This is a genomic window from Pseudonocardia zijingensis, assembly GCF_042657305.1.
Taxonomy (GTDB): domain Bacteria; phylum Actinomycetota; class Actinomycetes; order Mycobacteriales; family Pseudonocardiaceae; genus Pseudonocardia; species Pseudonocardia zijingensis.
This window is the reverse complement of sequence record NZ_JBHSKO010000005.1, coordinates 158,430-184,491: the sequence shown is the minus strand read 5'-3', so window position 1 is coordinate 184,491 and position 26,062 is coordinate 158,430. Positions and strand designations below refer to the sequence as shown.

The following is a 26,062-nucleotide window of genomic DNA, read 5'->3' as shown; positions in this document are numbered from 1 at the left end:
ATGGCCGCATCCCCCCGCGGACGCCTGTTGTTGCTGATCGCCGTACCGGTTGCCGTCGTGGCGCTCGTCGTCGCACTGGCCGTCGCCGTGCTCGACGGCGGGTCCGATGCGGGCACGGCCGACGCGGCGCCGCCTGCACCGGAAACGGGACCGGCCGAGGTCAGTACCGACGGCATCCGGTACGCCGAGACGCTGGTGGTCTACAACGGCCGCTCGCACTACGGCGACGAGCAGGTGTTCCGCGACTTCGAGGCCGCCACCGGCGTGCGGCTGGAGCTGCGCGGCGGCACCGGGCCGGAGCTGTTCGAGCGGCTGCGCCGGGAAGGGGCCGACACCCCCGCCGACGTCCTCGTCACCACCGACCTGGCCAACCTGTGGCGGGCCGAGGAGGCGGGCCTGCTGCAGGGCGTCACGAGCGAGGGCCTGCGCGCGCAGGTCCCGGACGGGCTGCACGACGTCGACGGCACCTGGTGGGCGGTCTCCACGCGGCTGCGGGTGCCCGTCGTCTCCACCGAGCGGGTGCCCGCGGGCGCGGTGACGAGCTACGAGTCGCTGGCCGACCCCCGGTTCCGCGGCCGCACCTGCCTGCGCACGTCCAACAACGAGTACAACCAGTCGCTGGTGGCCGACATGATCGTCAAGCGCGGGCCGGAGGCCACCGAGCAGCTGTTGCGGTCGTGGATGGCCAACGAGCCGCAGATCATCAACTCCGACGGCGAGATGCTCGCGATGATCGCGGGCGGCGAGTGCGACGTGGGCCTGGCCAACCACTACTACCTCGGCCGCACCCTGAAGGAGAACCCTGCCTTCCCGGTGGCGCCCGCGTGGCCCGACCAGCAGGCCGCCGGCGCGCACGCCAACGTCTCCGGCGTCGGGGTGGTCGCGGGCTCCGACGCGGTGCCCACTGCCGTGGCGCTGATGGAGTGGCTCACCTCGCCGCCCGCGCAGGAGCAGATCATCGCCGGCAGCGAGTTCGCCGCCAACCCCGCCGTCGCACCGCCCGCGCACATCGGCGACTGGGCGAACGTGAAGATCGACCCGATCGACGGCCAGCAGGCCGGGCCTGCGCTCCAGCAGGCCGTCGAGATGATGCTGAGGGTGGGGTGGACGTAGCCACGGCCCCTCGGCGGAGGGTGTCGGGCTGGGCCGTCCTCGGGGTGCTGGTCGCGCTCGGGGTGGCCGGCCCGCTGGTCGCGCTGCCCGCGAGCTTCGTGCTCGGCGGCGTCGACGCGGTCACGCTCACGCTGCTGCCGCCCGCGCTCGGGCGCAGCGTGCTGCTCGGCGCCGGCGTCGGGATCGGCACCCTCCTGCTCGGCGGGGCCCTCGCCGTGCTCGTCTCGTTCTACGACTTCCCGGGCCGCCGCGTCGTGGAGTGGGCGCTCGTGCTCCCGCTCGCGATCCCCGGTTACGTGCTGGTGTTCGTGATCGTCGGCCAGTTCGGGTACGCCGACCCGCTGCAGAGCAGCCTGTTCGGCGGGTTGCAGTTGCCCGGCCTGCGCGGACCGGTCGGTGCGATCGGCGTGCTCACCGCGGTGCTCTACCCCTACGTGTACGTGCTGGGGCGCAGCGCCTTCCTCGGGCAGTCGCGGCAGTCCCTCGAGGCCGCCCGCAGCCTCGGCCACGGGTACCTCGGCTCGGTGTGGACGGTGGCGCTGCCGTTGGCGCGGCCCGCGCTCGCCGGCGGGGTCGCCCTCGCGGTGATGGAGGCGCTCGCCGACTTCGGCGCCGTGAACCTGCTCGGCTACCAGGCGCTCACCGACGCGATCTACCGCGTATGGTACGGCGCCTTCGACACCACCGCGGCCCTGCAGCTGGCCACCGTGCTGGTGGGGCTCGCGCTCCTCGCGGTGGTGCTGGAGCGGGCGCTGCGCGGCCGGGCGCGCTACCACCAATCTCTCGCCCACGGCGACGCCGTGCTGCCCCGCAGGCTCACCGGCTGGCGCGCCGGGTTCGCCTGCGGCCTCCCGGTGCTGCTCCTCGTGCTGGTCTTCGCCTTCCCGGTCACCCAGCTCGCGGCGTGGTCGGTGGAGACGGTCCTCACCGGGCGGGTGGCCGACCGGCTCGGCGAGGCCGCCGTCAGCACGTTGCTGCTCGCCGCGGCCGCCGCGGCCGTCGCGGTCTGCACCTCGACCACCGTGGCGTACGGGCAGCGCGTCCGGCCCACCCGCACCGGCGCCGTCGCCGCCCGCCTCGCGGCCGTGGGGTACGCGGTGCCCGGGGCCGTGATCGCCGTGGCGATCTACGTGCCGCTGGTCTGGCTCGACCGGCGCCTCATCGCGGTGGCCGACAACTGGTTCGGCGTGGAGATCGGGCTGCTGTTCACCGGCACGATCCTCGGGCTGGTCGGCGCGTACGTGGTGCGGTTCCACGCGCAGGCCTACGCCGCGGTCGAGTCCCGCATGGGCCGCGTCCACCCGCACCTGGACGACGCCGCCCGGGCGCTCGGCGCCGACCGCGCCCGCGTGCTCACCGACGTCCACCTGCCCCTGCTGTGGCCGGGGATCGCCACGGCGGCCCTCCTCGTGACCGTCGAGGTGATCAAGGAGCTGCCCGCCACCGCGCTGCTGCGGCCGCTCGGGCGCGACACCCTCGCGATCATGACGTGGGAGGCCACGAAGGACTCCCGCTTCGACACCGCCGCCCTGCCCGCGCTGCTGATCGTGCTGGTCGGGCTCGTGCCGGTGGTGGTGCTCGTCCGGTTGTGGAACCGGCCCGTCGGAACGGCCCCGCCGGTCCCCCAGGGGTGAGGCGTGAGGGCTCCCCGAAGTTCAGGAAAGCCACATTGCAGGCCTCTCCGGCCCTGAATGTGGCTTTCCTGAACTTCCCGGGGCCTCAGCGGCACGAGCGGGGCCGCACCGGGGCGTCCCGACCCGTGCCGATCTCCTCGTGGTAGTCGGCGTCGACGTTCACCGACCAGATGTCGTGGTGGCCGACGCCGAGGAGGTTCTCCACGGCGAGCATGGCCGTGAGCATGGAGTGGTCCTGGTTGTTGTAGCGGTGCTGGCCGTTGCGGCCCACGGGATGGACGTTCGGGGCGTGCTCGGCGAGCCACGCGCGCAGCAGCGCGACGCGCTCGGCGAACCCCTCCTCGTAGACGGGGTAGGCCTTCGGCATCCGCACGACGTAGCCGGCCTCGACCCGGTCGGCGGGCACCAGCCCCATCGCGGCGAGCTCCCGGGCGGCCAAGGCCACCAGCTCGTCGTCGGGTCGCTCCCACAGCTCGTCGCCCTCGAACACGAAGTACTCAAGGCCCAGGCACGTGCGCCCGGGCTGGACCATCGACTCCGACCACGCCCCGAAGTTCTGGATCCGGCCCACCGCGACGTCGGGCGTGTGCACGTAGATCCAGTTGTCGGGGAACGCGCACTCCTCGGGCACGACGAGCGCCACGGTGAGGAAGTCGCGGAAGCGCAGGCCGTCGGCCGCGGCGAGCACGGCGGGCGGTGCGGGCGGGTCCATGGCCCGGACCAGCTCGGGCAGCGGCATCGACGAGATCACGTGCGTGCAGGGGTAGACGGTGACGGCGCCTTCGGCGGTGGTCTCCACCGCCACCACGCGCCCGCCCTCGCGGCGGACGCGGGTGACCGGCTGCTCGAGGTGGACCTTGCACCCGGCGGCCTCCACCCGCTCGGCGCAGCGCTCCCACATCAGGCCGGGTCCGAGGCGCGGGTAGTGGAACCGCTCGATCAGCGAGACGATCCCGGCCGACCGCCCGCGGGGCAGCACCGCGCTGCGCGCCGCGGCCGCGAGGGAGAGGTTCTTGATGCGCTGGGCCGCCCAGTCGGCGGGCATGGCCGACGCGGGCATGCCCCACACCTTCTCGTTGTAGCTCTTGAAGAAGTGCCGGTAGAGGCGCGCTCCGAAGCGCGCGGAGACCCAGCCCTCCAGGTTCGTCTGGTCGGCGGGTGGGCGCACGCGCGCCCACGCGTACGACGCGATGCAGCGCAGCGCTTCGACGGCGCCGAGGTTGCGCAGCGCGTCCCAGGGCCGCAGCGGGTATTCGAAGAACCGGCCGCGGTAGAGGATCCGGCTGCGCCGCGGCCGCACGAGGAACTCCTCGTCGCTCAGCAGCGCGTGCCAGAACCGCGACACCCGCTCCACCTTGGTGAAGAAGCGGTGGCCGCCGATGTCGAAGCGCCAGCCCTCGCGCTCGACGGTGCGGCTGATGCCGCCGACCACCGAGTCGGCCTCGACGACGGTGGTGGGCACCCCGGCCGCCACGAGCTCGGCGGCCGCGGTGAGGCCGGCCGGCCCGGCTCCGATCACGACGACGTCCAGCTCGGGCTGGACTTCGGCCGACGACGACATCCAGGTCAGACGGCGCGCGCCGGGGCGGGGTCGGCGCCGAGCTCCCCGCGGAACCAGTCGATGGTGCGGCGCAGGCCGTCGGCGAGGTCGACCCGTGGCTCCCACCCGAGCACGGAGCGGGCGAGGGAGATGTCGGGCCTGCGCACGGTGGGGTCGTCCTCGGGCCGGGGGACGTACTCCAGCAGGCTGGCGGAGCCCACCAGCTCGCGGACGAGCAGCGCCAGCTCGGCCATCGAGACCTCGCAGGGGTTGCCGATGTTGACGGGCCCGGCTTCCCGCGAGTGCAGCAGCCGCAGGCAGCCGTCGACGAGGTCGTCGACGTACTGGATGGAGCGGGTCTGGCTGCCGTCGCCCGCCACGGTGATCGGCCCGCCCGACAGGGCCTGGCGGATGAACGTGGGCACCGCGCGGCCGTCGTCGGGGCGCATCCGGGGCCCGTGGGTGTTGAAGATGCGCACGATCGCGGTGTCGACGCCCTGGGCCCGCCGGTAGGCCATCGTCATCGCCTCGGCGAACCGCTTCGCCTCGTCGTAGACCCCGCGGGGCCCGACCGGGTTGACGTGGCCCCAGTAGGTCTCCGGCTGGGGGTGCACCTGCGGGTCGCCGTACGCCTCGGACGTGGAGGCCAGCAGGAACCGGGCCCCCTTCTCCTTGGCCAGGCCCAGCGTGTGCAGCGTGCCGATGGAGCCGACCTTGAGCGTCTCGATCGGCATCCGAAGGTAGTCGACCGGCGACGCGGGCGAGGCGAAGTGCAGCACCACGTCGACGTCGCCCACCACGTGCACGAAGTCGGTGACGTTGGCCCGGACCAGCCGGAACGGCCCCGCCTCCGCGAGGTGGGCGACGTTGGCCGGGGAGCCGGTGGAGAAGTCGTCGAGGCACAGCACGCTGTAGCCCTCGTGCAGCAATCGTTCCGACAGGTGCGAGCCGAGGAACCCGGCCCCACCCGTGACGACAGCTCTCGGTCGCGCCACAGCCCACCACCCCTGATCGGCCCCGACGACTGAAAAGGTGTGGTCACCCTAGCCTAAGAAACTCGCGAACCCGGACGAACCGCTCGATCGGTTGTCGAGATCACGGGACCGGCGCGGCGCCCTCGGTCAGCCCGGGCCGGCGCCGTCCGGCGCGACCTGCACGACCGCCTCGACCTCGACGGCGATACCGACCGGCAGCTCGGCCACCCCGATCGCCGAACGCGCGCCCCACCCGGCGTCGCCGAACACGTCGATCAGCAGCTCCGAGCAACCGTCGATCACCTGCGGGGCCTGGGTGAACCCGGGCGCGGCGTTGACCATCCCCAACACCTTGACCACCCGGCGCACCCGGTCCAACGACCCGAGTTCGGCGGTCAGCGCCGCGAGGACCTGCAGGCCGGTGAGCCGGGCGGCGTCCAGGTCGAGGTCGCGGCCGACCTTGCCGGTGACGACGGTGCCGTCCGGGCGCACCGGGCCGGTACCGGAGAGGAACAGCAGGTCGCCGACCTGCACCGCCGGGAGGTAGCGCCCCATGGGCGGGAACGGGTCCGGCACGGTGATGCCGTGGCGGCGCAGGCGCAGGTCGATCGTGGTCATGGAGCCCCCTCCGGACGCACGTCAGCGGCGTCTCGGGAGGACTCGCCATCCGATCCCACCGGGTTACGACCACGGCGCACCTCGTCTACCCGGCGAGGACCTCCCGCAGCCTGCGCGCGAACGCCTCGGGCTGCCCGGGGTAGCCGAACTCGTCGCCTGCGAAGCCGCCGTGGTGGCTCGGGAACACCGTGGCCTCCTGGCCGAGCAGTTCGGCTGCGGCCACCGCTGTGCGTCCGGTGAACGTGTCGCCGGTCTCCTCCCCCACCGCGATCACGATCCGGGTGGACGCCGCGGTGAGCGCACCGACGTCGAGCCGGTAGCTGCTGACGGCCCAGGACCGGTCGGAGAGCAGCGGGTCGTCGCGCGAGCCGTCGTCCTCGGCCGGCAGCCCGAAGTCGGCGGGACCCGGAACGGGCTGGGCGAAGTACTCCTCGGTGAACTCGCCCTCCCAGGACGTCATCGCAATGAAGGCCGCCATGCCGGCACCGAACCCGCCCGCCTCGTACGCGTCGCGGAAACCGGCCCGGGCGCGCTCGGCCGCCTCCGCGTCGGGCAGGACCGGGATCAGCGGCGGCTCGTGCGCCACCAGCACGGTGACGTCCTCGGGGTGCGCCGTGACGAGCGCGAGCGCGGTGACCGCGCCTCCGCTGCTCGCGAACACCTCTACCGGGCCCGCGTCGAGGTGTTGGACGAGGGCGTGCAGGTCGGCGGCCTGGACCTCGGGGTCGTGGTCGGTGCGGCCGTCCTTGCGCGTGCTGCGCCCGATCCCGCGCGGGTCGTAGGTGATCACCGTGCGGTCCGGGAGGAAGGACGCCAGCGTCGCGAAGCCGTCGGCCGCCATCGGCTGGCCGACCATCAGGATCGGACGGCGTCCGTCAGCGGGCGGCAGCGGACCGCGGACGTCGTAGGTGAGCTCGACCTCGGGGGTCACGAGCGTGCCGGTCTTCATGGAGGTATGACGCCCCGGCCGCCCGGAACTCATCGGTCACACCCGGGCGAGCCACTCGTCGAAGGTGGTGGGCGCGATGCGGGCGCCGTCGGCGGGCAGCAGCGCGTCGCCCGCCATGTCGGGACCGAAGAGGCCCGACCACGTCGGCACGAGCTTCACGTCGCGCCCGCGGGCGGCGAGCGTGCGCCGGGCCATGTCGACGAGGTCCTGCGGGTCCGGCCCGGCGAGGTCGGGGTGGCGGCCGAGCGGCTCGCCGGTGGCCACCTCTGCCAGCACACCGGCCACGTCCCCGGGTGCGACGGGCTGCACGAGCAGCGGCGCGATCGTGGCCACCCCGTCCTGCTCGGTCCATCTCGCCACCATCTCGGCGAAGTCGTGGAACTGGGTGGCCGGCACGATCGTCCACGGGATCGGGCCCGCGACGACGAGGCGCTCCTGCTCGCGCTTGCCCGCGTAGTGGGCGTTGCCCTCCACGCGGTCGACCCCCGCGATCGACAGCAGCACGTGGTGACGCACCCCCGCCCGCTCCTCGGCGGCGAGCAGGGTGCGCGTGGTGCCGCCGAAGAACGCGACGGCCTCGGCCGGGTCGCCCGCCGGGCCGTTGAGGACGTCGACGACCGCGTCGACGCCGGTCAGCGCGGCGTCCAGCCCCTCGCCGGTGCTGAGGTCGACGCCGAGCGCGCGGCTGATGCGCACGACCTCGTGGCCGCCGCGCTCGAGGACGTCGACGGTGAGTGCTCCGATGTTGCCGGTGGCCCCGGCGACCGCGATCCGCATGCCGGCACCGTATCTCGGACTAAAAAGGTCTGCAATATCCAAGATAGGATGGGCGGGTGAAGCTGCCCACGAGCACCGAATGGGTTCTGCACTGCGCCACCACGCTGGCGCAGCTCGAGCCGGGGGCCACGGCCTCGGCCAAGCAGCTCGCGGAGTACTACGACCTCCCGGCGCCCTACCTGGCCAAACAGCTCCAGGCCCTGGTCAGGGCGGGCGTGCTGGCCGCCACCACCGGGCCGCGCGGCGGTTTCCGCCTCGCCCGGCCGGCTACCGGGATCACGTTGCTGCAGCTCGTGGAGGCCGTCGACGGCGCCGCCCCGCCGTACGAGTGCCGCGAGATCCGACAACAGGGGCGCGGCGCGCTGCCGCCCGAGGACTGCCGCGACACGTGCATCCTCGCCCGGAAGATGGGCGAGGCGCACGACGTGTGGCGCCGCCACCTCGACGGCACCACCGTCGCCGACATCATCGCCGAGCTGCCCCCGACCGTGCCGGCCCGCACCCGCTCGCGCATGGCGTCCACGGGCGGCCGCTGATCACCGGCCGCTGATCACCGGCCGTTGCGCCACTCGCTCGGCGTCATGCCGTACGCGACCCGGAACCGCCGCGCGAAGTGGGTCGGGTCGCGGAAACCCCAGCGCCGGGCGACCACCGCGATCGGCCGCGTGCTCCCCTGCGCCGCGAGCTCGTCGCGCGCACCGCGCAGCCGCTCGGCGATGATCCACTGTTCGAGGCTGACGCCGGCCTGCGCGCAGACCTTGTACAGCTGCCGCTGCGACACGGCGTGCGCCGCGGCGATGGAGGCGGGCGACAGGTCGGGGTCGGTGAGGTGCAGGCGCACGTGGGCGCGCACGCGCGTGAGCAGGGTGTCGGCCGACACCTCGCGGGAGTCCACCCGCGCCGCCGACACGAGCAGCGCCCTCGCCAGCTCGACGGAGGCGGTCCCGAGCGCGGGGGCGCCCGGGTCGGCGCAGATCCGATCGGCGCGGGCCGTGAGGTGTGCGACGTGGTGGCGGACGAGCGGGTAGAGCGGGCTGCCCCGCACGTTGCCCACGGCCCGCCGGACCACGTCGACGGGGAGAGCGAGCTCGTCGATCGGGATCTGGACGCACCCGGCGGCACCCCGGCCCGACCAGGAGAAGTCGTAGGGCGCGGACAGGTCCACCACCATCAGTGCCCCGGGCGGCACGATCTCCTGCCCGGCCGGCCGGGCGTACCGGCCCTCGGCCCGGCGCTGCACCGACAGCGCGACCACCGGCATCACGTCCTGCCTCGCCTGCCGGGGCGTGCGCAGCAACCGGAGCCCGGAGGCCCGCGCGGTGAAGATCGTGGTGGCGCCCAGCTCCCACAGCCCCATCCGGACGCGCACGTCGCCGGGATCCTCGTGGAACACCTGGCACGGCGCCGACGCCCGGCTCATCGCGTCGGCGACGGCCTCGACCCGGTCGCGGGCGGGGAGCGCGGTCGAGTCCAGCAGGAAGGGCATGCGAGGTCGCCTCCGCTCGTGCCGCCCCGACCACTGTGCAGAGTAGGCCGACAACCGTGCGCCCACAGCCGAGCAACCGGATGACCGCGCTGCCAATGTCGGCGTGGTCCTGGTGCTCGACGTGAGGGGGTCCCCCGATGCCGTACATGTCGCCGCTCGACTCCGAACGGAGCACCGCGTGAGCGCCCCCGACACGATCGTCCTGGTGCACGGCTTCTGGGTGACCCCGCGCAGCTGGGAGAACTGGGTCACGCACTACGAACGGCGCGGCCTGCGGGTGCTCGCCCCCGCGTACCCCGGGTTCGAGGTGGAGGTGGAGGCGTTGAACGCCGATCCGGCTCCGGTCACCGCCCTGACCGTGCCCCGGATCATCGAGCACCTCACCGCGGTGGTCGAGGCGCTGCCGGCACCGCCGATCATCATCGGGCACTCCGCCGGTGGCGCGTTCACCCAGATCCTGCTCGACCACGGGCTCGGCGCCGCGGGCGTTGCGCTGAACTCGGCACCCACCGAGGGCGTCCGGGTGGCCCCGCTGGCGCAGCTGAAGTCGACGTTCCCGGTGTTCCGCAGCCTCGCGAACCGGCACAAGGCGGTCGGGCTCTCGTTCGAGGAGTGGCGCTACGCGTTCACCAACACCTTCAGCGAGGAGGAGTCGCGCTCGCTCTACGACCGCTACCACGTGCCGGCGGCGGGATCGATCGTGTGGGGTGGCGTGCTGGCCAACTTCCAGCCGGGCCACCAGGACACGTGGGTGGACTACCACAACGACGCCCGGGCACCGCTGCTCTTCGTCTCCGGCAGCGAGGACCACATCATGCCGCCGGCGATCCAGCGGTCCAACGCGAAGCACTACACGTCGGACGCCGTCACCGAGATCGAGGAGTACGAGGGCTTCGCCCACCTGCTGCCGGCCCAGAAGGGCTGGGAGGAGATCGCCGACCACGTCCTCGACTGGGCGCTGGAGCACGCGCGGAGGTGACCGGCGTCCGCATCACCCACGTCGGCGGCCCGACCACGCTGATCGAGGTCGGCGAGTGGCGGATCCTGACCGACCCGACGTTCGACCCGCCCGGGCGCCGGTACGCGTTCGGGTGGGGCACGTCGTCCACCAAGCTCGTGGGCCCGGCGATGCCACCCGAGGCGATCGGCCGGATCGACGCGGTGCTGCTCACCCACGACCACCACGGCGACAACCTCGACGACGCCGGCCGGGCGCTGCTGCCCTCGGCAGGCGCGGTGCTGACCACGGTGCCGGGCGCGGCCCGGATCGGCGGCGGCGCCGTGGGGCTCCGGCCGTGGTCGGCCACGCTGCTCGAACAGCCCGGCCGCCCGACGATCGAGGTCACGGCCACCCCGTGCCGGCACGGCCCGCCGCTGTCCGGCCCGATCGTCGGCGCCGTGATCGGGTTCGCGCTGCGCTGGACCGGTCAGCGCCACGGGGTGCTGTGGGTCTCCGGCGACACGGTGCTGCACCGCGGCACCCGCCAGGTGGCCGACCGGCTGCGGGTCGGGGTGGCCCTGCTGCACCTCGGCGGGGTGCGGTTCCCGGTGACCGGGCCGCTGCGCTACACGCTGACCGCCCGCCGGGCCGTGCGGCTGTGCCGCGTCCTGCGCCCCCACACGGTCGTGCCGGTGCACTACGAGGGGTGGCAGCACTTCCGCGAGCCGAGGCCGGCCGCCGAGCGCGAGCTCGCGCAGGTGCGGGAGAACGTCCGCTGGCTGCCGCTCGGTGCCCCGGTGGAGCTCGACATCTGACCGGAGCTGGTCAGTCGGACTCGCCGAGCTTCACACCCTCGACGAACGCCCGCCACTCCGACGGCGTGAACAGCAACGTGGGCCCGCCACAGCCGGTCCTTGCTGTCGCGCACCGCCCGCGACCCGTCCGGCAGATCGGCCACCTCGACGCACTCGCCGCCGTCGCCGTTGCTCCGGCTGGACTTACGCCAGACCGCGTCCGCAAGGTCGGTCATCGGAGGCAGCCGGAGGATGTGGAACGACGAGCCCATCGCGGCCGCCCGCCTCCGGCGGGTCGTGAGTGGATACGAGTGCTGGAGCACTCGTATCCACTCACAGGGCCCGGAGGGCTACTCCGGCTGGCAGCGCGGGCACCACGCCGTACCCCGCCCACCGACGCGCCCGTGGCACAGCGTCGTGCCGCACCTCGGGCACGCGCCGGGCCGCTCGTCGCGGTGCCCGGTGAGCCAGGACCCCCGCGGCGGCACCCGGCCGGTCGGCACGGAACGGCGCAGGACCTCCCGCATCGCGGTGTGCAGCCGCGCGAGGTCGTCCGGCGTCAGGTCCGCGCAGCTGCGGCGGGGGTGGATCCGGGCGCGCCAGAGGATCTCGTCGGCCAGCAGGTTGCCCAGGCCTGCCAGCACCGACTGGTCCACCAGCGCCGGCTTGACCTGCCGTCGCACCCCCGCGAGCAGGTCGCGCAGCTGGGCCCGGGACACCGTAGACGCGTCGGGCCCCAGCCCGCCCAGCGCCTCTTCCACCTCGTCGTCGGCGGCGAGCCGCAGCCCCTGCAGCTTGCGCATGTCCCGGTAGCGCAGCTCACCGTCGGGGAGGACGAACACCACGCGATCGTGCGGGTGCCGCGCCTCGCCGCCGTCCGGCACCCAGTGCAGGGAACCGGTCATGCCGAAGTGCGCCAGCAGCACCGGGCGCCCGTCCGTCGGCACGATCAGCCACTTGCCGTGGCGGCGCGGCTCGGCGAACCGGCACCCGCGCAGCCGTTCCCGGAACCGCCGCGGGGTCACACCGCGCAGCACACCCTCGTCGAGGACGTCGACCCGCTGGACCGGCCGGCCGGTGGCGTGCTCGGCCAGCACCCGGCGGAAGCCCTCGACGTCCGGCAGTTCGGGCACGAACACCGACTACCCCGGCCGGAGCGCGCTCAACTCCCGGTGATCGGCCGGACGTCCCACACCCACGCATCGACAGCCCGGTGGGCCGGGCCGAGGAGCGCCGACACCGCGGTGTGCAGCTCCTCCTGGCGCGGGCCGTCGGTGAGCACCACGGCGTCGGCGCGCCAGAACCGCAGGTCGTCGACCATGGCGGCGCGGTCGGCGTCGGAGATCGGGGGCACCTCCCCGGTGGCGGCCACCCCGTCGAGCAGGAGGGAGCTCGGCCGCTTCGGCGCACCGTAGGAGCCCAGGCGCTCCTCCCCGGCCGGGCCCACGAAGTACCCCTGCGGGATCGCGAAGCCCATCCCGGCGTCGATCTGCCACCGCAGGGGATCGGCGCGCAGTGGCTCGGGAAGCGGCACCGGCACGATCGTGCCGCCGTCGCCGACCCACCTCGCCCACTCCCCGCCCGCGTAGAACTCGGGGGTCGGCGCGCGCGTCACGGTGTCGAACGGCAGCGGGGCGATGGGCAGCAGCGCCACCACGAGCGCCCCGGCCCAGACGGCCCGCAGCGACGCCGTGCCGAACCGGCGGTCCGGCGGCGCGTCGAGCACGCGCTGGGTGGCGACGGCGAGCAGGCAGCCCACCGCGGGCACGCAGGCCAGCGCGAGCCGGGACTCCAGCACCGACTCCAGGAGGGGCAGGTCGGCCAGCAGCGCCCACGGCGCGGGCCACCCGGTCGGCTCCCCGTCGACGCTGAGCACCGGACCGAGGGACAGCACGGCACCCACCGCGCACGCCGCGGTGGCGATCCGCGCGGGCAGCTCGGCACGCAGCCACACCGCCAGCACCACGACGAGCGTGACGAGGCCCCAGCCGAAGAACGCGTTCTCCTCGGTGCCGTTCATCGCGAGGGTTCCGGGCCCGCCGGTCACCAGGCCGCCGAGCGACTGGCTGGGATACCCGACGAATGCGGCGAGCGCGTTGCCCTTCGGGCCGTGCTCGATGGCGTGGTAGCTCTGCGGGCCGGCGAACTGCAGCCACAGCGGGTAGGCCACGAGCGCGGTGGAGACGCCGATCGCCGTCGCGACCCCGACCACCACCTGCCGGGGCATCCGCCTGCGGGTGAGCCCGAACCAGATCGCGTACGGCGCGACGGCCAGCACGCCGATCAGCAGGATCTCCTCGCCGATCAGCACCTGCAACGCGCCGAGCACGCCGAGGCCCACCCCGTGCAGCACCGGCCTGCGCGCCTCCGGGAGTCGGATCAGCCGGATCGCGATCACCGGGAGGAGGAACGTCGCGGCGAAGTTGGGGTGGGCCTTGGCGTGCGAGATCACCGCGGGCGCGAACGCGCAGAACGCCCCGCCCACCGCCGCCGCGACCGGCGACCGCACGACGTGCCGGGAGAACAGCCAGTACCAGGCGGTGGCCGTGCCTGCGAGCCCGCCGGTGAGCACGACCGTCCACGTCGCCGTGGACCCGAACGCCAGGGTGACCGGCGTCAGCGGCACGGCCAGGGCGGGCAGTCCGGTGTTCGCCATCAGATTCACGCCGAGCGGGGCGTTCTGCAGGTCGGAGAACAGCGGGTTCTCCCCGCGCGCCACCGCGTGCGCCTGGGCGGCGAACATCCACTCGAACAGGTTCTGGTCCTGCATGCTCCCGACGAGGTAGCCGCCGTCGAGGTCCCGCCACAGCCCGGCGTACAGCAGCACCGCGGCGAGCACGTACCCCTCGATGACGAGGAGGTCCGCCCCCCCGATGCCGAGCCACCGCCGCCCGGCCGGGACGCGGGTCCGAGCCGTCACCCGCTGCTCCCCGCCCACGCATCCGTCACGGGCCCCATGCCATCACGCCGGGTCGCCCGCGCCCAAGCGGGCCTCCGCTCAGGCGCGCCGCGACCGCCCGGTCACTCGGACTGCGCGGGAACCGGCGGGGTGCCGTGCGTGTGGAAGGACTGGATGGTCTTCAGCCCCCACGCCTGCCCCTTGGCCCGCTCGGCCTCGGTCCAGGTGACCGGCTCCCAGTCGGGGGCGAAGATGAGCCGCGCCGTCGGGTTGCACAGCTCGATGCGGTTGCCGCCGGGCTCGTAGACGTAGAGGAAGAAGGTCTGCTGGATGGCGTGCTTGTGCGGCCCGGTCTCGATGAACACGCCGTTGTCGAGGGAGATGTCCGCGGCGCGGAGGATGTCCTCGCGGGTGTCCGTGGCGAACGCGATGTGGTGCAGGCGCCCCGTGGAGCCGGTCCAGTCGTTCGTGTAGACGAGGTCGTAGGACTTCTGCGCGAAGTTGGTCCACTGCCCCGAGATCACCCCGGTGTCGAGCTGGATCTGCTCGGTGACGCGGCCGCCGAGCGCGTCGCAGATGAACCCGCCGTTGGTGGCGGCGTCCTTGGCGAGGTAGTTGACGTGGTCGAGTCTCCGCACGCTGACGCCGCGCCCGGGGTAGGCCTGGGCCTGGTTCTTCAGGGCGGGCCGCAGCTCCTCCGGGGGCTGGTAGCGCTCGGTCTCCCAGTAGATCTCGATCTCGTGGCCGTCGGGGTCGCGGAACAGGTACGTGGGACCGAGGCCCGGGTCGCCGTCCACCCAGCCGATCCCCAGCCCGCGCTCCTCGACCGCCGCCACCCGCCGCTTCAGCGCCTCCTCGCTGGACGCCCGCAGGCCGGTGCGCCCCACCCCCGAGGTCGTCGCGGCGGTCAGCTTCAGGCTGTGGTGCTCGTAGTCGTCCCAGGTGCGCAGGAAGACGGAGTCGCCCTGGCTGCCGTTCTCGGTGAGCCCCAGCACGCGGACGAAGAAGTCGAGGCTGCGCTCGGGCTCGGGCGTGAACAGCTCCACGTGCCCGAGGTGCGCGATCTCGTGGCGGGGGGACTTCTCGTGGGTCATCGTGGCTCCAGACGTCGGTCAGGGGCGGGGGTAGGTCGTGCCGTCGAACAGGGGCCGGGCGGTGCGGATGACGGCGGCGCGGCGCACCGCGGGCGGGTCGCTGTGCTGGTCGAGGTCCACCTCGACCTCCAGCGCACCGCTCGCGTGCTCCACGGCGAAGGGCCGTCCGGACGGCGGGCGCACCAGCAGCTCGTGGCCGACGGCGCCGTCGAGCAGGGCGGCGGTGACCACGCTGACCGCCCCGAACACGCCGATCGACGGGTGCGGGCGCACCGGGTCGAACACGTTGAACGTGCGCGTGGCGATCGCCCCGCCGTGCCGCGGGGCCGAGACCAGCGTGACCTTCGGGACGGCGGTGCCCGTGACGTCGCCCAGCCCCATGCGCTTGCCCGCGTGGCGCCGCAGCGACCCGACGCGCTCAGCCAGCTCGGCGTCGGCGGCCAGCTCGGCCCGCGTCTCGTACCCGGTGCGGCCGAGGTCCGCCGCGCGGACGACCACCACGGGCATCCCGTTGTCGACGCAGGTCACCGCGAGCCCGTCGATCTCGTCGACGCGCCGCCCGGTGGGCAGGAGGCTGCCGCAGACCGAGCCCTCGGTGCCGGCGAACGCCAGCGCCACCGGGGCCGCCGTGCCCGGCACGCCCGCCACCGCCGTGGCGCCCGCGTAGTCCACGCACCCGCCGGGAGTGGCGAACGTCGACTCCGCGCGCCCGCCGGTGTTGACCATGTGGATCCGCACGCTGGTGCGCTCCGGCCCCGCCGCGACGAGACCCCGCTCCACGGCGAACTGGCCGACGGCGGCCAGGAGATTGCCGCAGGTCTGGTTGTCCGCCACGGTGGCGCTGTCGATCCCGACCTGCAGGAACAGGTAGTCCACGTCGCAGTCCGGCTCGGCCGAGGGCGACAGCACGGCCACCTTGCTCGTCACCGGCTGGGCGCCACCGAGCCCGTCGATCTGCGTGGGGTCCGGGCTGCCCATGATCCGCAGCAACAGGTCGTCGCGCTCCGCGGCGTCGGCAGGCAGGTCCGAGGCCAGGAAGAACGCCCCCTTCGACGTGCCGCCGCGCATGAGCAGGCAGCGGACTCCCGTCATCGGGGCGCCTTCACGTACTCCACGCCCAGCTCGGCCAGCTTCGCGCGCAGGCCGTAGCGGTCGAGGCCGAGCTCTCCATCGAGGAACGCCCGGCGGGTGGCCTCCTCCTTGGCGACCCGCGCGCGGCCCGCCTCGAGGGCCTCGCCGACCCGTTCCCGCGGCACGCACACGACGCCGTCGTCGTCGGCCACCACGGCGTCGCCGGGCCGCACGACCTGGCCGCCCACCACGATCGGCACGTTCACCGCACCGGCCGTCGCCTTCACGGTGCCCTGCGCGCTCACCGCGCCCGACCAGGCCGGGAAGCCCATCGACCGCAGGTCACCCACGTCCCGCACCCCGGTGGTGGTGACCAGTCCGCGCACCCCGCGGTGGGCCAGCGCGGTGGCGAACAGCTCGCCGAACAGCCCGTCCCGGCAGGGCGACGTGGTGGTCACGACCACCAGGTCGCCCGGGCCGCACTGCTCGACGGCCGCGTGGATCATGAGGTTGTCGCCCGGCCAGCACAGCACGGTGACGGCCGTGCCGCCCACCCGCGCGCCCTGCTGCACCGCGCGCAGGTCCGGACCCAGGTAGCAGGTGCGCCCCAGCGCCTCGTGCACCGTGGCCACCCCGAGCTCGGCGAGCGCGTCGACGTCGGCGAGATCGGCGCGCGGCGGGTCGGTGACGATGATCGGCTTCATGCGGCGGCTCCCGTGCCCGTCGCTCCGGTGATCCGCCTCGACTCCGCCATGCCCCCAGCATCGACGCGGGCCGGAACCGATGTCATCGATCTCAGCGCCCGCTCCGGCCGAGTCGAATGTCGTACCCGGCGCCGTGCTGGGCCGTAAGCTGCGAAAATGGCGGATCTCGTGGAGGCGTTGCGCCACGTCTCCTACGAGGTCCTCCCGCTGAAGGGCACCGAGCAGGCCGTGCTGGCCCACGTGCCGGCCGACGTGCCGATCACCATCAGCACCAGCCACGTCAAGGGCGTCGAACCCACCGTCGACCTCGCCGTCCGGCTCACCCGCCACGGCTACTGCGCGTCCCCGCACCTGGCGGCACGCCAGATCCACAGCCGCGCGCACCTGTCCGACCTGGTCGGGCGGCTGCGCGACGGCGGCGTCGACACCGCGTTCGTCATCGGGGGCGACGCGCCGCGGCCCGCCGGGCCGTACTGCGACGCTCTCGCGCTGCTCGGGGCGCTCGACGCGCTCGGGCACCCGTTCCGGCGCATCGGGATCGCGGGCTACCCCGAAGGGCACGCCCGGATCGACACCCGCCTGCTCGACGAGGCGCTCGACCGCAAGGCCGCCCACGCCACCCACGTCATCACCCAGATCTGCTTCGACGCCGCCGCCACCGTCGGATGGGCCCGGCAGGTGCGCGAACGCGGCATCACGCTCCCCATCAGGGTGGGCCTGCCCGGGGCCGTGAGCAGGCAGAAGCTGGTGCGCATCGCGGCCGGCCTCGGCCTGGGCCAGTCGGCGCGGTTCCTGCTCGGGCAGCAGAACCTGTTCTGGCGCTTCTTCCTGCCCGGTGGCTACCGGCCCGGCCGCCTCGCCCGCAGGCTCGCCCCGCACCTGCAGGAGCCCGCCACCCACCTCGCGGGCTTCCACTTCTTCACCTTCAACGAGGTCGCGGCCACCGAGGCGTGGCGCCGCACGCTGCTCGCCCGCGGCTAGTCACTCCCCGGCCCGCTGCGTCGCGGCGAGCGTGCCGAGCAGGCGCAGGGCGTCGGCGCTGCTGCTGCCGCGTTCGGCGTGGTACACCACGAGCTCCTGGCCCGGGCGCTCCCGCACGTCGAACGTCTGCATCGTGAGCGTCAGATCCCCCACCTCCGGGTGGTGGAACCGCTTGCGCTCCAGCGACTTGCCGCGCGCGTCGTGCCGCGACCACAGCGCCCGGAACTCCGAGCTCATCTCCACCAGCTCGACCAGCACCTGGCGGACCCGGGGGTCGTCCGGCGCCCGGCCGTGCCCCACCCGGAACCCCGCCGTGGAGTTGCGGGCCACGTCGTCCCAATCGACGTAGAACTCGCGCGCCCGCGGGTCCCGGAACACCACGTGCATCAGGTTGCGGGAGAACGACCAGCCGCCGAACAGGGCGTCCGCGATCTCGTTCGACGCGAGCACGTCGTAGGCGCGGTTGTACACGAGGGCCGGGTTGTCCGGCCACGAGTCCATCAGCTCCAGCAGGCTCGGGTCGACCCGGTCGGGCACCGCCGCCGCCCGGTCCCGCGGGGTGACACCCGCGAGGTCGAACAGGTGCCGCCGCTCGTCGGGGTTCAACCGCAGCGCCCCGGCCAGCGCGTCGAGCACCTGCGCCGACGGGTGGCGCTCACGCCCCTGCTCGAGCCGCACGTAGTAGTCCACGCTCGTGCCGGCGAGCAGCGCCACCTCCTCGCGGCGCAGCCCGGGCACCCGCCGCAACCCGGTGGAGGCGAGGCCGACGTCCGCGGGCGTGATGCGCGCACGCCGCGTGCCGAGGAAATCGCCCAGGTCCGAACCCATGCCGTCGACGGTAGGAGCTCGCCACCGGACGTGCATGGGTGCGGCACACCCAGGAAGAGCTCGTCCTGCCGCGCACCACCGGCCCGCCGCACGGTGGAGGCCACCGACAACAGGAGGCACCGCATGTCCGGATCCACCCGCAAGGTCGTGCTCGTCACCGGCGCCAGCAGCGGCATCGGCGAGGCCATCGCCGCCCGCCTCGCCCGCGAGGGCCACCAGGTCGTCGCAGGCGCGCGCCGCACCGACCGGCTCGAGCACCTCGTCGGGAACACCCGCGCCGACGCCGCGGCGGCGGGCGGCGGGATCGAGGCCGTGCGCCTCGACGTCACCGACCGCGCCGACGTCGCCGCCTTCGTCGAGGACGCACGGGACCGGCACGGCCGCGTCGACGTGCTCGTCAACAACGCGGGCGTGATGCCGCTGTCCCGGCTCGACTCGCTCCTCGTCGAGGAGTGGGACCGGATGATCGACGTCAACGTCCGCGGCCTGCTGCACGGCATCGCCGCGGCGCTGCCCGTGTTCGCCGCGCAGGGCGGCGGCCACTTCGTCACCACCGCCAGCATCGGCGCACACCAGGTGGTGCCGACGAGCGCCGTCTACTCCGGCAGCAAGTACGCCGCGTGGGCCATCACCGAGGGGCTGCGCCAGGAGTGCGACCCGTCGATCCGCGTCACCACCATCTCGCCCGGCGTCGTCACCTCCGAGCTCGCCGACACCATCACCGAACCCGGCGCAGCCGAGGCCATGCGCACCTACCGCGCCCACGCGATCGACCCCGACGCGGTCGCCCGCGCCGTCGCGTTCGCGCTCGCCCAACCCACCGACGTCGACGTCAACGAGATCGTGGTGCGCCCGGCCCGGCAACGCTGACGACGGGCGGCTGTGGTGCGATGCTCCGGTGAAGATCCGTGTCGCCGCGGTCGTGGTCGCGCTGGCGGCGCTGGCCGGCTGCTCCACACCGCCCGGCTCGGCCCCCGCGGCGCCGGCACCCGCGCTCCCCGAGGACGCGATCGCCTACGACGACCTGCTCTCCACCGACCGGCAGTTCCCGTTCGACAACACCTGCGACCAGCTGAACCCGGACTCGCTCGACCGGGTCGGCGCGCAGGACGTCCGGGTGCTGGAGACCATCGCCGGTCCCTCGGGGTGCGCCGTCGAGTTCGGCAACGCCGAGCTGGACGAACTGTGGATCGAGACCCAGTCCCCACCGAACCCGTCGGAGCCGCGGTACTTCCCGCTCCTGTGGAACGGCGACGCCGGCACCAGCGTCAGCTACCACCGCAGGCTCCTCGTCGGCGAGCGCTACTACGCGGTGGAGACCATCGATTTCTACGGCGCCCAGCCCGGCTGCTACCTCACCGTCGACACCGGATCGCCCCACGCACTCCGGTTCCGTGGCATCGTCCCCGAGGCGGTCGCGGCGCGCTACGGCGAGCTGAACTACGCCATGACCGACTACGAGATCGACCACGCCGGCACGGAGCGGTTCATGACGGACAACTGCCCCGTGGTGGAGCAGGCCGCCCTCGTGCTGCTCGGCGACATCGACCCGGGCGGCGGCTCGCTCGCCACGAGCTGACCGTCGCCTGGGGGTCGAGAAGCACACCACGGCCCACCCGAGCCCGGCAACGTCCCCCGCCAACAGCAGCGCGCGCCCCGGCGCTTGATCATCACGAGAAGCAGATCTGCGCGGGTCCGACAGCTGCCAGGTGCTGCTGACCACGGCCACAGCCGACGCCCGAAGAGCAACAGAACCTGAACGTCTCTCCGACAACAGCAGCGTGCGCCTCGGCACCGCCACGCCAGCTTGATCACCGCCAGAAGCACACCCGGGCGGGCCCGACAGCAGCCAGGTACTGATCACCACGGCCACGGCCCGCCCCCCGAAGATCAACAGAACCTCAACGCCCCCGCGACCACAGCCACATGCACCTCGGCCCACCAACCCCCTCCCGGTCACCACGAGAGGTACCACCACGCAGGGCCGACGGCAGCCGCGTACTGATGACCACGGCCGCGGTGCAGCCGAGTCGGCACCCGAAGATCAACAGGACCTGAACGTCCTTCCGACAACGGCAGCGTGCGCCTCGGCCCCGCCACCCCAGCCTGATCGCCACGAGAAGCACATCCGCGCGGGGCCGACAGCAGCCAGGTGCTGCTGACCACGGCCGCGGCCGGCATTCCGAAGATCAACAGAACCGCAGCGCCCCCGCGACCGCAGCAGCGTGCTCCTCGGGCGAGCAACCCACAGCCGCAGCTGAATGGGTGCTCACCGCGATGAGCACGACCGGCGCGGCCGACGCCGAGCTCGCAACAACAGCAGCGTGAGCCTCGGGCCGCCAACCCTCACCTGGCCACCACGAGAAGTACATCTGCGCCGTTCGACAGCAGCCAGGTACTGATGACCGCGGCCGCGCCCGACACCCTGAAGATCAACAGGATCTCGGCGTCCTCCCGACCGCAGCTGCGTGCGTCTCGCGCCCGCCTCCTGCAGCAGACTCCCGCACCCGCGGCAGCAACCAGGTACTGCCCACACCTATTACGTGCCACCGAGGCCGTGCCCCCAAGATCAGCCGCACCTCAGAGCCGTTCCGACAACAGCAGCGCGCGCCTCGCGCCCCGCCACGCCAGCCCGATCACCGCGAGAAGTACATCTGCGCCGTTCGACAGCAGCCAGGTGCTGATGACCACGGCCGCGGCCGGCACTCCGAAGATCAGCAGTACCTCAACGCCCATGCGGCGACGGCAGCGTGCGGCTCGGGCCGCCAACCCTCGCCTGGCCACCACGAGAAGTACATCCGCGCGGGACCGACAGCAGCCCGGTACTGATGATCACGGCCGCGGCCGGCCACCCGAAGATCAACCGAACCTGAACGTCCCCCGCCGACAGCAGCGTGCGGGTGATCTCAGGCCAGGTCGCGGCGGGCCACACGGTAGCCGGCCAGCCCGAGCAGGCCGATCCACAGCAACAGGGAGACGATCACGGGACCCGGGCCGTCGACGGGGGCGAGGGTGGCCAGTGCCGCCGTGGGGGTCGAGGGGTCGATCCAGGCGAACACCTGCGGGGCGAGCCCGCTGATCGTGAGCATCACCGGCACCGTCGCGAAGTAGACGGCGAGGGCGCCTGCCGCGTTCGACACGAGCATCGCGACGGTGAGCGCGACGAGGATCGTCAGCAGCGACCCGAGCACGCACACGCCGATCACCCAGCCGGGCCGGTACCCGAGCAGGTAGGTGGCCCCGACGCCGCTCACGGCGCCCGGGGCGACGATCAGGGTGGTGGCCAGCTGCAGGACCGCGGCCACGAACCACAGCATCAGCACGACCGTGGCCTGCGCGAGGAAGTACCGGGCGCGGGACGGCTGGGCGAGCAGGGTGGGCTGCGCGCTGCGGTGCTGCCATTCCCCGGCGATGAGCTTGATCAGCACGGCGTGCAGGAGCACGTGCCCCACCCGCACCGTGTAGAAGGTCGGGGCGATCTGGTTGGCCGCCGACGCGTAGGACGACGCGTAGTCCGAGCCGGTGTGGATCAGCACGGTGACGCCGACCAGTACGACCGGGGCGAGCGCCAGCAGGATGCGGTCCGAGAGCGTGCCGGTGAGTTTGCGCAGTTCCACCAGCACGAGCGTGGGGAACGGGGTGCGCCGCGACGCCGCGGCGAACGGGCCTCCCACCGCCGGGGCAGGGACAGGCGGCGGTGCCGGAACAGACGACGGTGCCGGGACGGGCGGCGGCGCCTGCCAGGCCGCGACGGGCGGCACACCCTGAGGGTGCACCGGCGGCGGTCCGCCGGGCCCCGGCCTGCCCACGCCCGGCACCAGCGGTCCCTGCGGAGCCGGCCCTGCCCAGGTGGGGGCCTGCCCGTTCGTCCCCTGCCCGGTCGGCGTGGTCATCGCCCACCGCCGGACAGCCGGAAGAACAGCTCCTCGAGGTTCTGCTGGTGGTCGCTGATGCCGTGCACGCGCACCCCCGCGGCGTAGACGATGTCGGAGACGCGGTCGCTCGGCGCGTCGGCGAGGATCTGCCCGTCCGGGCTCGGCTGGATGCGCACGCCTGCCTGCATGAGCGCGTTCGCGATCGCCTGCATGTCCGGCCCGCGCACGAGGGAGCGGTGGGACGCGAGCAGCTCGCGGATCGGCCCGTCGGCGACGATCCGGCCGTTGCCGATCATGACGATGCGGTCGGCGGTCTGGTCCACCTCGGACAGCACGTGGCTCGACAGCAGCACGGTGCCGCCGCGCGCGGCGTGGGCGCGCAGCAGTTCGCGCACCGCGCGGATGCCGACGGGGTCGAGGCCGTTGATCGGCTCGTCGAGCATGAGCAACGGCGGGTCGGCCAGCAGCGCGTGGGCCAGCCCGAGCCGCTGGCGCATCCCGAGGCTGTACTTGCCGATCTTCTTGCGGGTGGCGTCGCCGAGGCCGAGCTGGCCCATCAGCTCGTCCGCCCGCCGGGCGGGCACCCCCATCAGCGCCGCGGCGTTGCGCAGGTGCGAGCCGCCGGTGCGGCCGGGGTGCACGGCGGAGGCGTCGAGCAGCACGCCCGCCACGTGACCGGGGTTCGGCCAGTCGCGGAACGGCTTGCCGCCGATCCAGCTGCCGCCGCGGGTGGGCGGGGTCAGCCCGGTGATCATCCGGAGGGTGGTGGACTTGCCGGCCCCGTTGGGCCCGAGGAACGCCGTGACGGTGCCCGGATGCAGGTCGAACGAGACGTCCTCCACGGCGGGCCGACCTCCGTAGATCTTGGTCAGCCCCCGGACGCTCAGCACGACGGGATGGTAGCGATCACCCTCCCGGGACTCCGGCGCAGGTCAGCGGCGCGTGAGCGCCACCAGGTAGCGGCAGGGCCGGACACCGGGGTTGACGTACGCGCGCGCGACCGGCGGGCCGAGCTGGAGGCAGTCGCCGACGTCGAGCTCGTGGACCTCGTCGCCCTCGTGCAGGCGCAGGCGCCCGTCGAGCACCCAGACCTGCTGGTGGACGACGGGGTAGGCGTCGGCCGCGAACGCGACCCTCGCCCCGGCCGGCAGCTCGATCTCCACGAGCTCGAGCGGCCGCCCGCCGGGTGGCGACACCGTCCGGCGCCGGTAACCGCTGGCCGGGTCGGTCCAGACGGGCTGGTCGGCCGCGCGGGCGAGCCGGCCCCCGTCGTCCTCGGCGCGGGCGACGAGCTCCGACAGCGTCATCCCGAGCGCGTGGGCGAGCCGGGCGAGCAGCACGGCGGTGGGCTGGGCGTCGCCGCGCTCGACCTTCCCGATCATCGCCCGGGAGACGCCCGCCCCCTCTGCGAGCGCGCTGACCGAGAGGCCGCGCGCCTTCCGGGCTTCCTGCAGCGCGGCGGCGAGGGACGACGTGAGGGCGTCGGACACGGCTGCCACTATAGTGGCGTCTCTGCGTATCATCGTCGCCATGAAGGTCCGTGCCGCCACCGAGGAGGACGCCGCAGCCTGCGCGGCGATCTACGCGCCGTACGTCACCGACACCGCGATCACCTTCGAGACCGAGCCGCCGACCGTCGCACAGATGGCGGAGCGGATCGCGGCAGCCGAGCGCACCCATGCCTGGCTCGTACTCGAGGACCTGGCCGACGGCCGGGTCGTCGGCTACGCCTACGCGGGGCCGTTCAAGGCGCGTCCCGCCTACCGGTGGTCGTGCGAGACGAGCATCTACCTCGAGACCGGCCTGCGCCGCTCCGGCGGCGGGCGCACCCTCTACGGAACACTCTTCCCGCGGCTGGCCGAGCGGGGCTACCGCACGGCAACGGCAGGCATGACGCTGCCGAACGACGCGAGCGTCGGCCTGCACACGGCCATGGGCTTCGAACCCGTGGGCACCTACCGCCGCATCGGCTGGAAGCACGGCCGGTGGCACGACGTGGCCTGGATGCAGCGGACCCTCGCCGAGGCGGCCGACCCGCCCGCCGAACCCCGCTAGCCGCGGCCGTCAGGCGCGGACGCGCACGACCACCTCGGTGTCGGTGACCTCCTCGACGCCGACCACGAAGCCGCCCGCCTCGGTCTCGCCGCCCACCGGCACCGTGATCTGCTGACCCGCCACCTCCAGCTGCGCGGTGCCGTTCTGCACGCCGACCAGGCGCGCGTCGACGCCGAGCACGGACACCACGACGTCGCCGCTGCGCGGGAACGTGACCGTGCAGCCGTCCAGCCCGCAGTCGACCTGCGAGCCGCCACCACCGCACCCGGCGACGAACACCAGCGCGGCCAGCAGGGGCATCGCGGACAGAACCGCACGACGGATCACGAATCGGAGCTTACGGGCACCCGAAAGATCACCTCATCGAGGGACCGCGCAGACGACGGACGTCCGGTACGGATGCACATGCAGAGAGACGTTGCAGATTCCTCTTGCGTCTGCAAGCGGAGAGCGACACACTGGATGCGGTGGGTGGCATGTCCGTCGGACAGCCGCCGGAGGGGTGGACCTGTGGCGGAGTGGGGACCGTGAGCAGACCGCGTGGACAGACGAGGCCGCTCGGCATCGCCGACAGCGCCACCATTTCGGTCACTTGCGTGATGGACGGTCGCTGCCATTCCGTCCCCGACGAAGAACTGGCGATCGGTATCGCACACCGCGGCGGTCAGTACTCGGCCGTCTGCGGACACGTCGTCACGCCGGCCCCGATGGTCGCCCCCGACGGTGACCTCTGCCCCCACTGCGCCGAGCGCGACTCCAGCCACCGCAGCCGACGGGGCTTCCGCCTGCGGCTCTGACCCCCGTCAGAGTGTCCACCGGTTGTGCGCAATCGGGGCCGAACAGGTGTGATCCGGGTTGGGATGGGCATCCGCAAGATGCGACATCCTTTCGACCTGGGAGTTCCCGATGTTCGACAACCTCGTCGCAGCGCTGGGCGACGCGATGCGCGCAGTCGTGGTCTTCGTGCCACAACTGATCCTGTTCCTGGTCATCCTGTTCATCGGGTGGCTGATCGCGAAGGGTCTGCGCAAACTCACCGATTCGGTACTCGAACGCCTGCACTTCGACCGCGCTGTCGAGCGCGGCGGGATCGGGCAGGCGCTCTCCCGGTCCAAGTACGACGCGAGCGACCTGATCGCCATGGTCGTCTACTACGCGGTGCTGCTGCTCACCCTGCAGCTCGCGTTCGGTGTGTGGGGGCCGAACCCGGTCAGCGAGCTGCTGACGGGCATCGTCGCGTTCCTGCCGCGGATCGCGGTGGCGATCATCATCGTCGTGGTGGCCTCGGCCATCGCCGCGGCCGTCAAGGACCTGGTGCTGGGCGTCACCGGCGGGCTCTCCTACGGCAACGTGCTCGCCAACATCGCGTCGATCTTCATCATCGCGCTCGGCGTGATCGCCGCCCTGAGCCAGATCGGCGTCGCCGTCGCGGTCACGCTGCCGGTGCTCATCACGGTCCTGGCCACCGTCGGCGGCATCCTGGTCGTCGGTGTCGGTGGCGGCCTCATCCGGCCGATGCAGCAGCGCTGGGAGCGCTGGCTGGCCCGCGCCGAGGAGGAGGCACCCCAGGCCCGGGCCCACGCCCAGGCCTACGAGCGGGGCCGGGAGGACGCCGCGCGTCCCACCACCACCTCCACCGGAGCCCACCACGCGGACATGACCGACCCGGTGGGCACCCGGATGGACCCGGCCACGGAGTCGCACAACAACCCGTAACCGCTCCCACCGGA

The 26,062-nt window shown here is 73.4% G+C and carries 28 protein-coding genes and 1 pseudogene; 10 read left to right on the top strand and 19 right to left on the bottom strand.

Translation table 11 applies throughout. The features are described from left to right. Both ACFPL3_RS13005 and ACFPL3_RS13000 read left to right on the top strand, forming a co-directional pair. Positions 1-1,113 (top strand): extracellular solute-binding protein, encoded by a 1,113-nt coding sequence (locus ACFPL3_RS13005; protein WP_343945211.1) that lies wholly within the window; start codon positions 1-3, stop codon positions 1,111-1,113. Then, a complete protein-coding gene (locus ACFPL3_RS13000) occupies positions 1,104-2,747 on the top strand; it encodes an ABC transporter permease (protein WP_343945212.1) in 1,644 nt (547 codons plus the stop codon). Before ACFPL3_RS13005 ends, ACFPL3_RS13000 begins: the two co-directional genes overlap by 10 nt. Positions 2,748-2,832: 85 nt before the next feature. Here the strand turns inward: ACFPL3_RS13000 and ACFPL3_RS12995 are convergent, their stop codons facing one another. The 5 genes from ACFPL3_RS12995 to ACFPL3_RS12975 all read right to left on the bottom strand — a co-directional run bounded on the left by ACFPL3_RS12995 (position 2,833) and on the right by ACFPL3_RS12975 (position 7,605). Continuing rightward, a complete protein-coding gene (locus ACFPL3_RS12995; RefSeq protein WP_343945213.1) occupies positions 2,833-4,308 on the bottom strand; it encodes an NAD(P)/FAD-dependent oxidoreductase in 1,476 nt (491 codons plus the stop codon). Between the two features lie 5 nt (positions 4,309-4,313). Beyond that, positions 4,314-5,282 carry a UDP-glucuronic acid decarboxylase family protein gene (locus tag ACFPL3_RS12990; protein WP_343945214.1) on the bottom strand — a complete coding sequence of 323 codons (969 nt, stop codon included), beginning with the start codon at positions 5,280-5,282 and terminating at the stop codon, positions 4,314-4,316. A 126-nt stretch (positions 5,283-5,408) separates the two neighbouring features. Further along, positions 5,409-5,879 (bottom strand): RidA family protein, encoded by a 471-nt coding sequence (locus ACFPL3_RS12985; protein WP_343945215.1) that lies wholly within the window; start codon positions 5,877-5,879, stop codon positions 5,409-5,411. An 85-nt stretch (positions 5,880-5,964) separates the two neighbouring features. Further along, entirely contained in the window at positions 5,965-6,828 is an 864-nt protein-coding gene (locus ACFPL3_RS12980; RefSeq protein ID WP_343945216.1) for an alpha/beta fold hydrolase, read from the bottom strand. A gap of 36 nt (positions 6,829-6,864) precedes the next feature. Continuing rightward, entirely contained in the window at positions 6,865-7,605 is a 741-nt protein-coding gene (locus ACFPL3_RS12975; RefSeq protein ID WP_343945217.1) for an SDR family oxidoreductase, read from the bottom strand. 56 nt (positions 7,606-7,661) lie between these two features. Between ACFPL3_RS12975 and ACFPL3_RS12970 the strand changes: the two genes are divergently transcribed. Next, positions 7,662-8,141, top strand: a complete 480-nt coding sequence (locus ACFPL3_RS12970) for an RrF2 family transcriptional regulator (RefSeq protein WP_343945218.1) — start codon at positions 7,662-7,664, stop codon at positions 8,139-8,141. A 14-nt stretch (positions 8,142-8,155) separates the two neighbouring features. Here ACFPL3_RS12970 and ACFPL3_RS12965 read toward each other — a convergent pair whose 3' ends face one another. Next, complete coding sequence (locus ACFPL3_RS12965) at positions 8,156-9,091, bottom strand: helix-turn-helix domain-containing protein (RefSeq protein WP_343945219.1); 936 nt, start codon at positions 9,089-9,091, stop codon at positions 8,156-8,158. Positions 9,092-9,269: 178 nt separating this feature from the next. Between ACFPL3_RS12965 and ACFPL3_RS12960 the strand changes: the two genes are divergently transcribed. Beyond that, positions 9,270-10,070 (top strand): alpha/beta hydrolase, encoded by an 801-nt coding sequence (locus ACFPL3_RS12960; protein ID WP_343945220.1) that lies wholly within the window; start codon positions 9,270-9,272, stop codon positions 10,068-10,070. Further along, entirely contained in the window at positions 10,067-10,846 is a 780-nt protein-coding gene (locus ACFPL3_RS12955; protein WP_343945221.1) for an MBL fold metallo-hydrolase, read from the top strand. Before ACFPL3_RS12960 ends, ACFPL3_RS12955 begins: the two co-directional genes overlap by 4 nt. A gap of 10 nt (positions 10,847-10,856) precedes the next feature. Here the strand turns inward: ACFPL3_RS12955 and ACFPL3_RS12950 are convergent, their stop codons facing one another. From ACFPL3_RS12950 to ACFPL3_RS12920, 7 genes and pseudogenes are all read right to left on the bottom strand, one after another. Further along, a complete protein-coding gene (locus tag ACFPL3_RS12950) occupies positions 10,857-10,922 on the bottom strand; it encodes a DUF397 domain-containing protein (RefSeq protein WP_379589081.1) in 66 nt (21 codons plus the stop codon). A 64-nt stretch (positions 10,923-10,986) separates the two neighbouring features. Further along, positions 10,987-11,061 (bottom strand): annotated as a pseudogene (locus tag ACFPL3_RS12945) (DUF397 domain-containing protein); the annotation flags it as partial. A gap of 114 nt (positions 11,062-11,175) precedes the next feature. Further along, the gene (locus ACFPL3_RS12940) at positions 11,176-11,958 is read right to left on the bottom strand and encodes an Fpg/Nei family DNA glycosylase (protein ID WP_343945222.1); all 783 of its coding nucleotides are present in this window, start codon (positions 11,956-11,958) and stop codon (positions 11,176-11,178) included. Positions 11,959-11,987: 29 nt separating this feature from the next. Next, positions 11,988-13,745, bottom strand: a complete 1,758-nt coding sequence (locus ACFPL3_RS12935; protein WP_343945223.1) for a DUF6311 domain-containing protein — start codon at positions 13,743-13,745, stop codon at positions 11,988-11,990. Between the two features lie 101 nt (positions 13,746-13,846). Continuing rightward, a complete protein-coding gene (locus tag ACFPL3_RS12930) occupies positions 13,847-14,818 on the bottom strand; it encodes a VOC family protein (protein ID WP_343945224.1) in 972 nt (323 codons plus the stop codon). An 18-nt stretch (positions 14,819-14,836) separates the two neighbouring features. Next, a complete protein-coding gene (locus ACFPL3_RS12925; RefSeq protein ID WP_343945225.1) occupies positions 14,837-15,910 on the bottom strand; it encodes a 4-oxalomesaconate tautomerase in 1,074 nt (357 codons plus the stop codon). Next, a complete protein-coding gene (locus ACFPL3_RS12920) occupies positions 15,907-16,593 on the bottom strand; it encodes a 4-carboxy-4-hydroxy-2-oxoadipate aldolase/oxaloacetate decarboxylase (RefSeq protein WP_343945226.1) in 687 nt (228 codons plus the stop codon). Before ACFPL3_RS12920 ends, ACFPL3_RS12925 begins: the two co-directional genes overlap by 4 nt. A 156-nt stretch (positions 16,594-16,749) precedes the next feature. Between ACFPL3_RS12920 and ACFPL3_RS12915 the strand changes: the two genes are divergently transcribed. Beyond that, positions 16,750-17,574: a methylenetetrahydrofolate reductase gene (locus ACFPL3_RS12915; protein WP_343945227.1), complete on the top strand. Its 825-nt coding sequence runs from the start codon at positions 16,750-16,752 to the stop codon at positions 17,572-17,574. Here the strand turns inward: ACFPL3_RS12915 and ACFPL3_RS12910 are convergent, their stop codons facing one another. After that, the gene (locus ACFPL3_RS12910; protein WP_343945228.1) at positions 17,575-18,402 is read right to left on the bottom strand and encodes a helix-turn-helix domain-containing protein; all 828 of its coding nucleotides are present in this window, start codon (positions 18,400-18,402) and stop codon (positions 17,575-17,577) included. 123 nt (positions 18,403-18,525) lie between these two features. Between ACFPL3_RS12910 and ACFPL3_RS12905 the strand changes: the two genes are divergently transcribed. Next, positions 18,526-19,272 (top strand): SDR family oxidoreductase, encoded by a 747-nt coding sequence (locus ACFPL3_RS12905; protein WP_343945229.1) that lies wholly within the window; start codon positions 18,526-18,528, stop codon positions 19,270-19,272. Between the two features lie 28 nt (positions 19,273-19,300). Beyond that, entirely contained in the window at positions 19,301-19,981 is a 681-nt protein-coding gene (locus ACFPL3_RS12900) for a hypothetical protein (protein WP_343945230.1), read from the top strand. A gap of 1,001 nt (positions 19,982-20,982) precedes the next feature. On the opposite strand, the gene ACFPL3_RS12895 is transcribed toward ACFPL3_RS12900, so the two are convergent. The 4 genes from ACFPL3_RS12895 to ACFPL3_RS12880 form a co-directional block, all read right to left on the bottom strand. Further along, a complete protein-coding gene (locus ACFPL3_RS12895; protein ID WP_343945231.1) occupies positions 20,983-21,138 on the bottom strand; it encodes a hypothetical protein in 156 nt (51 codons plus the stop codon). Between the two features lie 170 nt (positions 21,139-21,308). After that, positions 21,309-22,076: a hypothetical protein gene (locus ACFPL3_RS12890; RefSeq protein ID WP_343945232.1), complete on the bottom strand. Its 768-nt coding sequence runs from the start codon at positions 22,074-22,076 to the stop codon at positions 21,309-21,311. Between the two features lie 215 nt (positions 22,077-22,291). Next, positions 22,292-23,167 (bottom strand): ABC transporter ATP-binding protein, encoded by an 876-nt coding sequence (locus ACFPL3_RS12885; protein ID WP_343945233.1) that lies wholly within the window; start codon positions 23,165-23,167, stop codon positions 22,292-22,294. A gap of 42 nt (positions 23,168-23,209) precedes the next feature. Further along, the gene (locus ACFPL3_RS12880) at positions 23,210-23,767 is read right to left on the bottom strand and encodes a helix-turn-helix domain-containing protein (RefSeq protein ID WP_343945234.1); all 558 of its coding nucleotides are present in this window, start codon (positions 23,765-23,767) and stop codon (positions 23,210-23,212) included. 40 nt (positions 23,768-23,807) lie between these two features. Here ACFPL3_RS12880 and ACFPL3_RS12875 point away from each other — a divergent pair, with 40 nt between their 5' ends. Further along, entirely contained in the window at positions 23,808-24,332 is a 525-nt protein-coding gene (locus ACFPL3_RS12875; protein WP_343945235.1) for an arsinothricin resistance N-acetyltransferase ArsN1 family B, read from the top strand. Positions 24,333-24,341: 9 nt separating this feature from the next. On the opposite strand, the gene ACFPL3_RS12870 is transcribed toward ACFPL3_RS12875, so the two are convergent. Continuing rightward, positions 24,342-24,659, bottom strand: a complete 318-nt coding sequence (locus ACFPL3_RS12870; RefSeq protein ID WP_343945236.1) for a hypothetical protein — start codon at positions 24,657-24,659, stop codon at positions 24,342-24,344. A 579-nt stretch (positions 24,660-25,238) separates the two neighbouring features. Here ACFPL3_RS12870 and ACFPL3_RS12865 point away from each other — a divergent pair. Then, positions 25,239-26,048 (top strand): mechanosensitive ion channel family protein, encoded by an 810-nt coding sequence (locus ACFPL3_RS12865; RefSeq protein ID WP_343945237.1) that lies wholly within the window; start codon positions 25,239-25,241, stop codon positions 26,046-26,048. Positions 26,049-26,062: the final 14 nt, after the last annotated feature.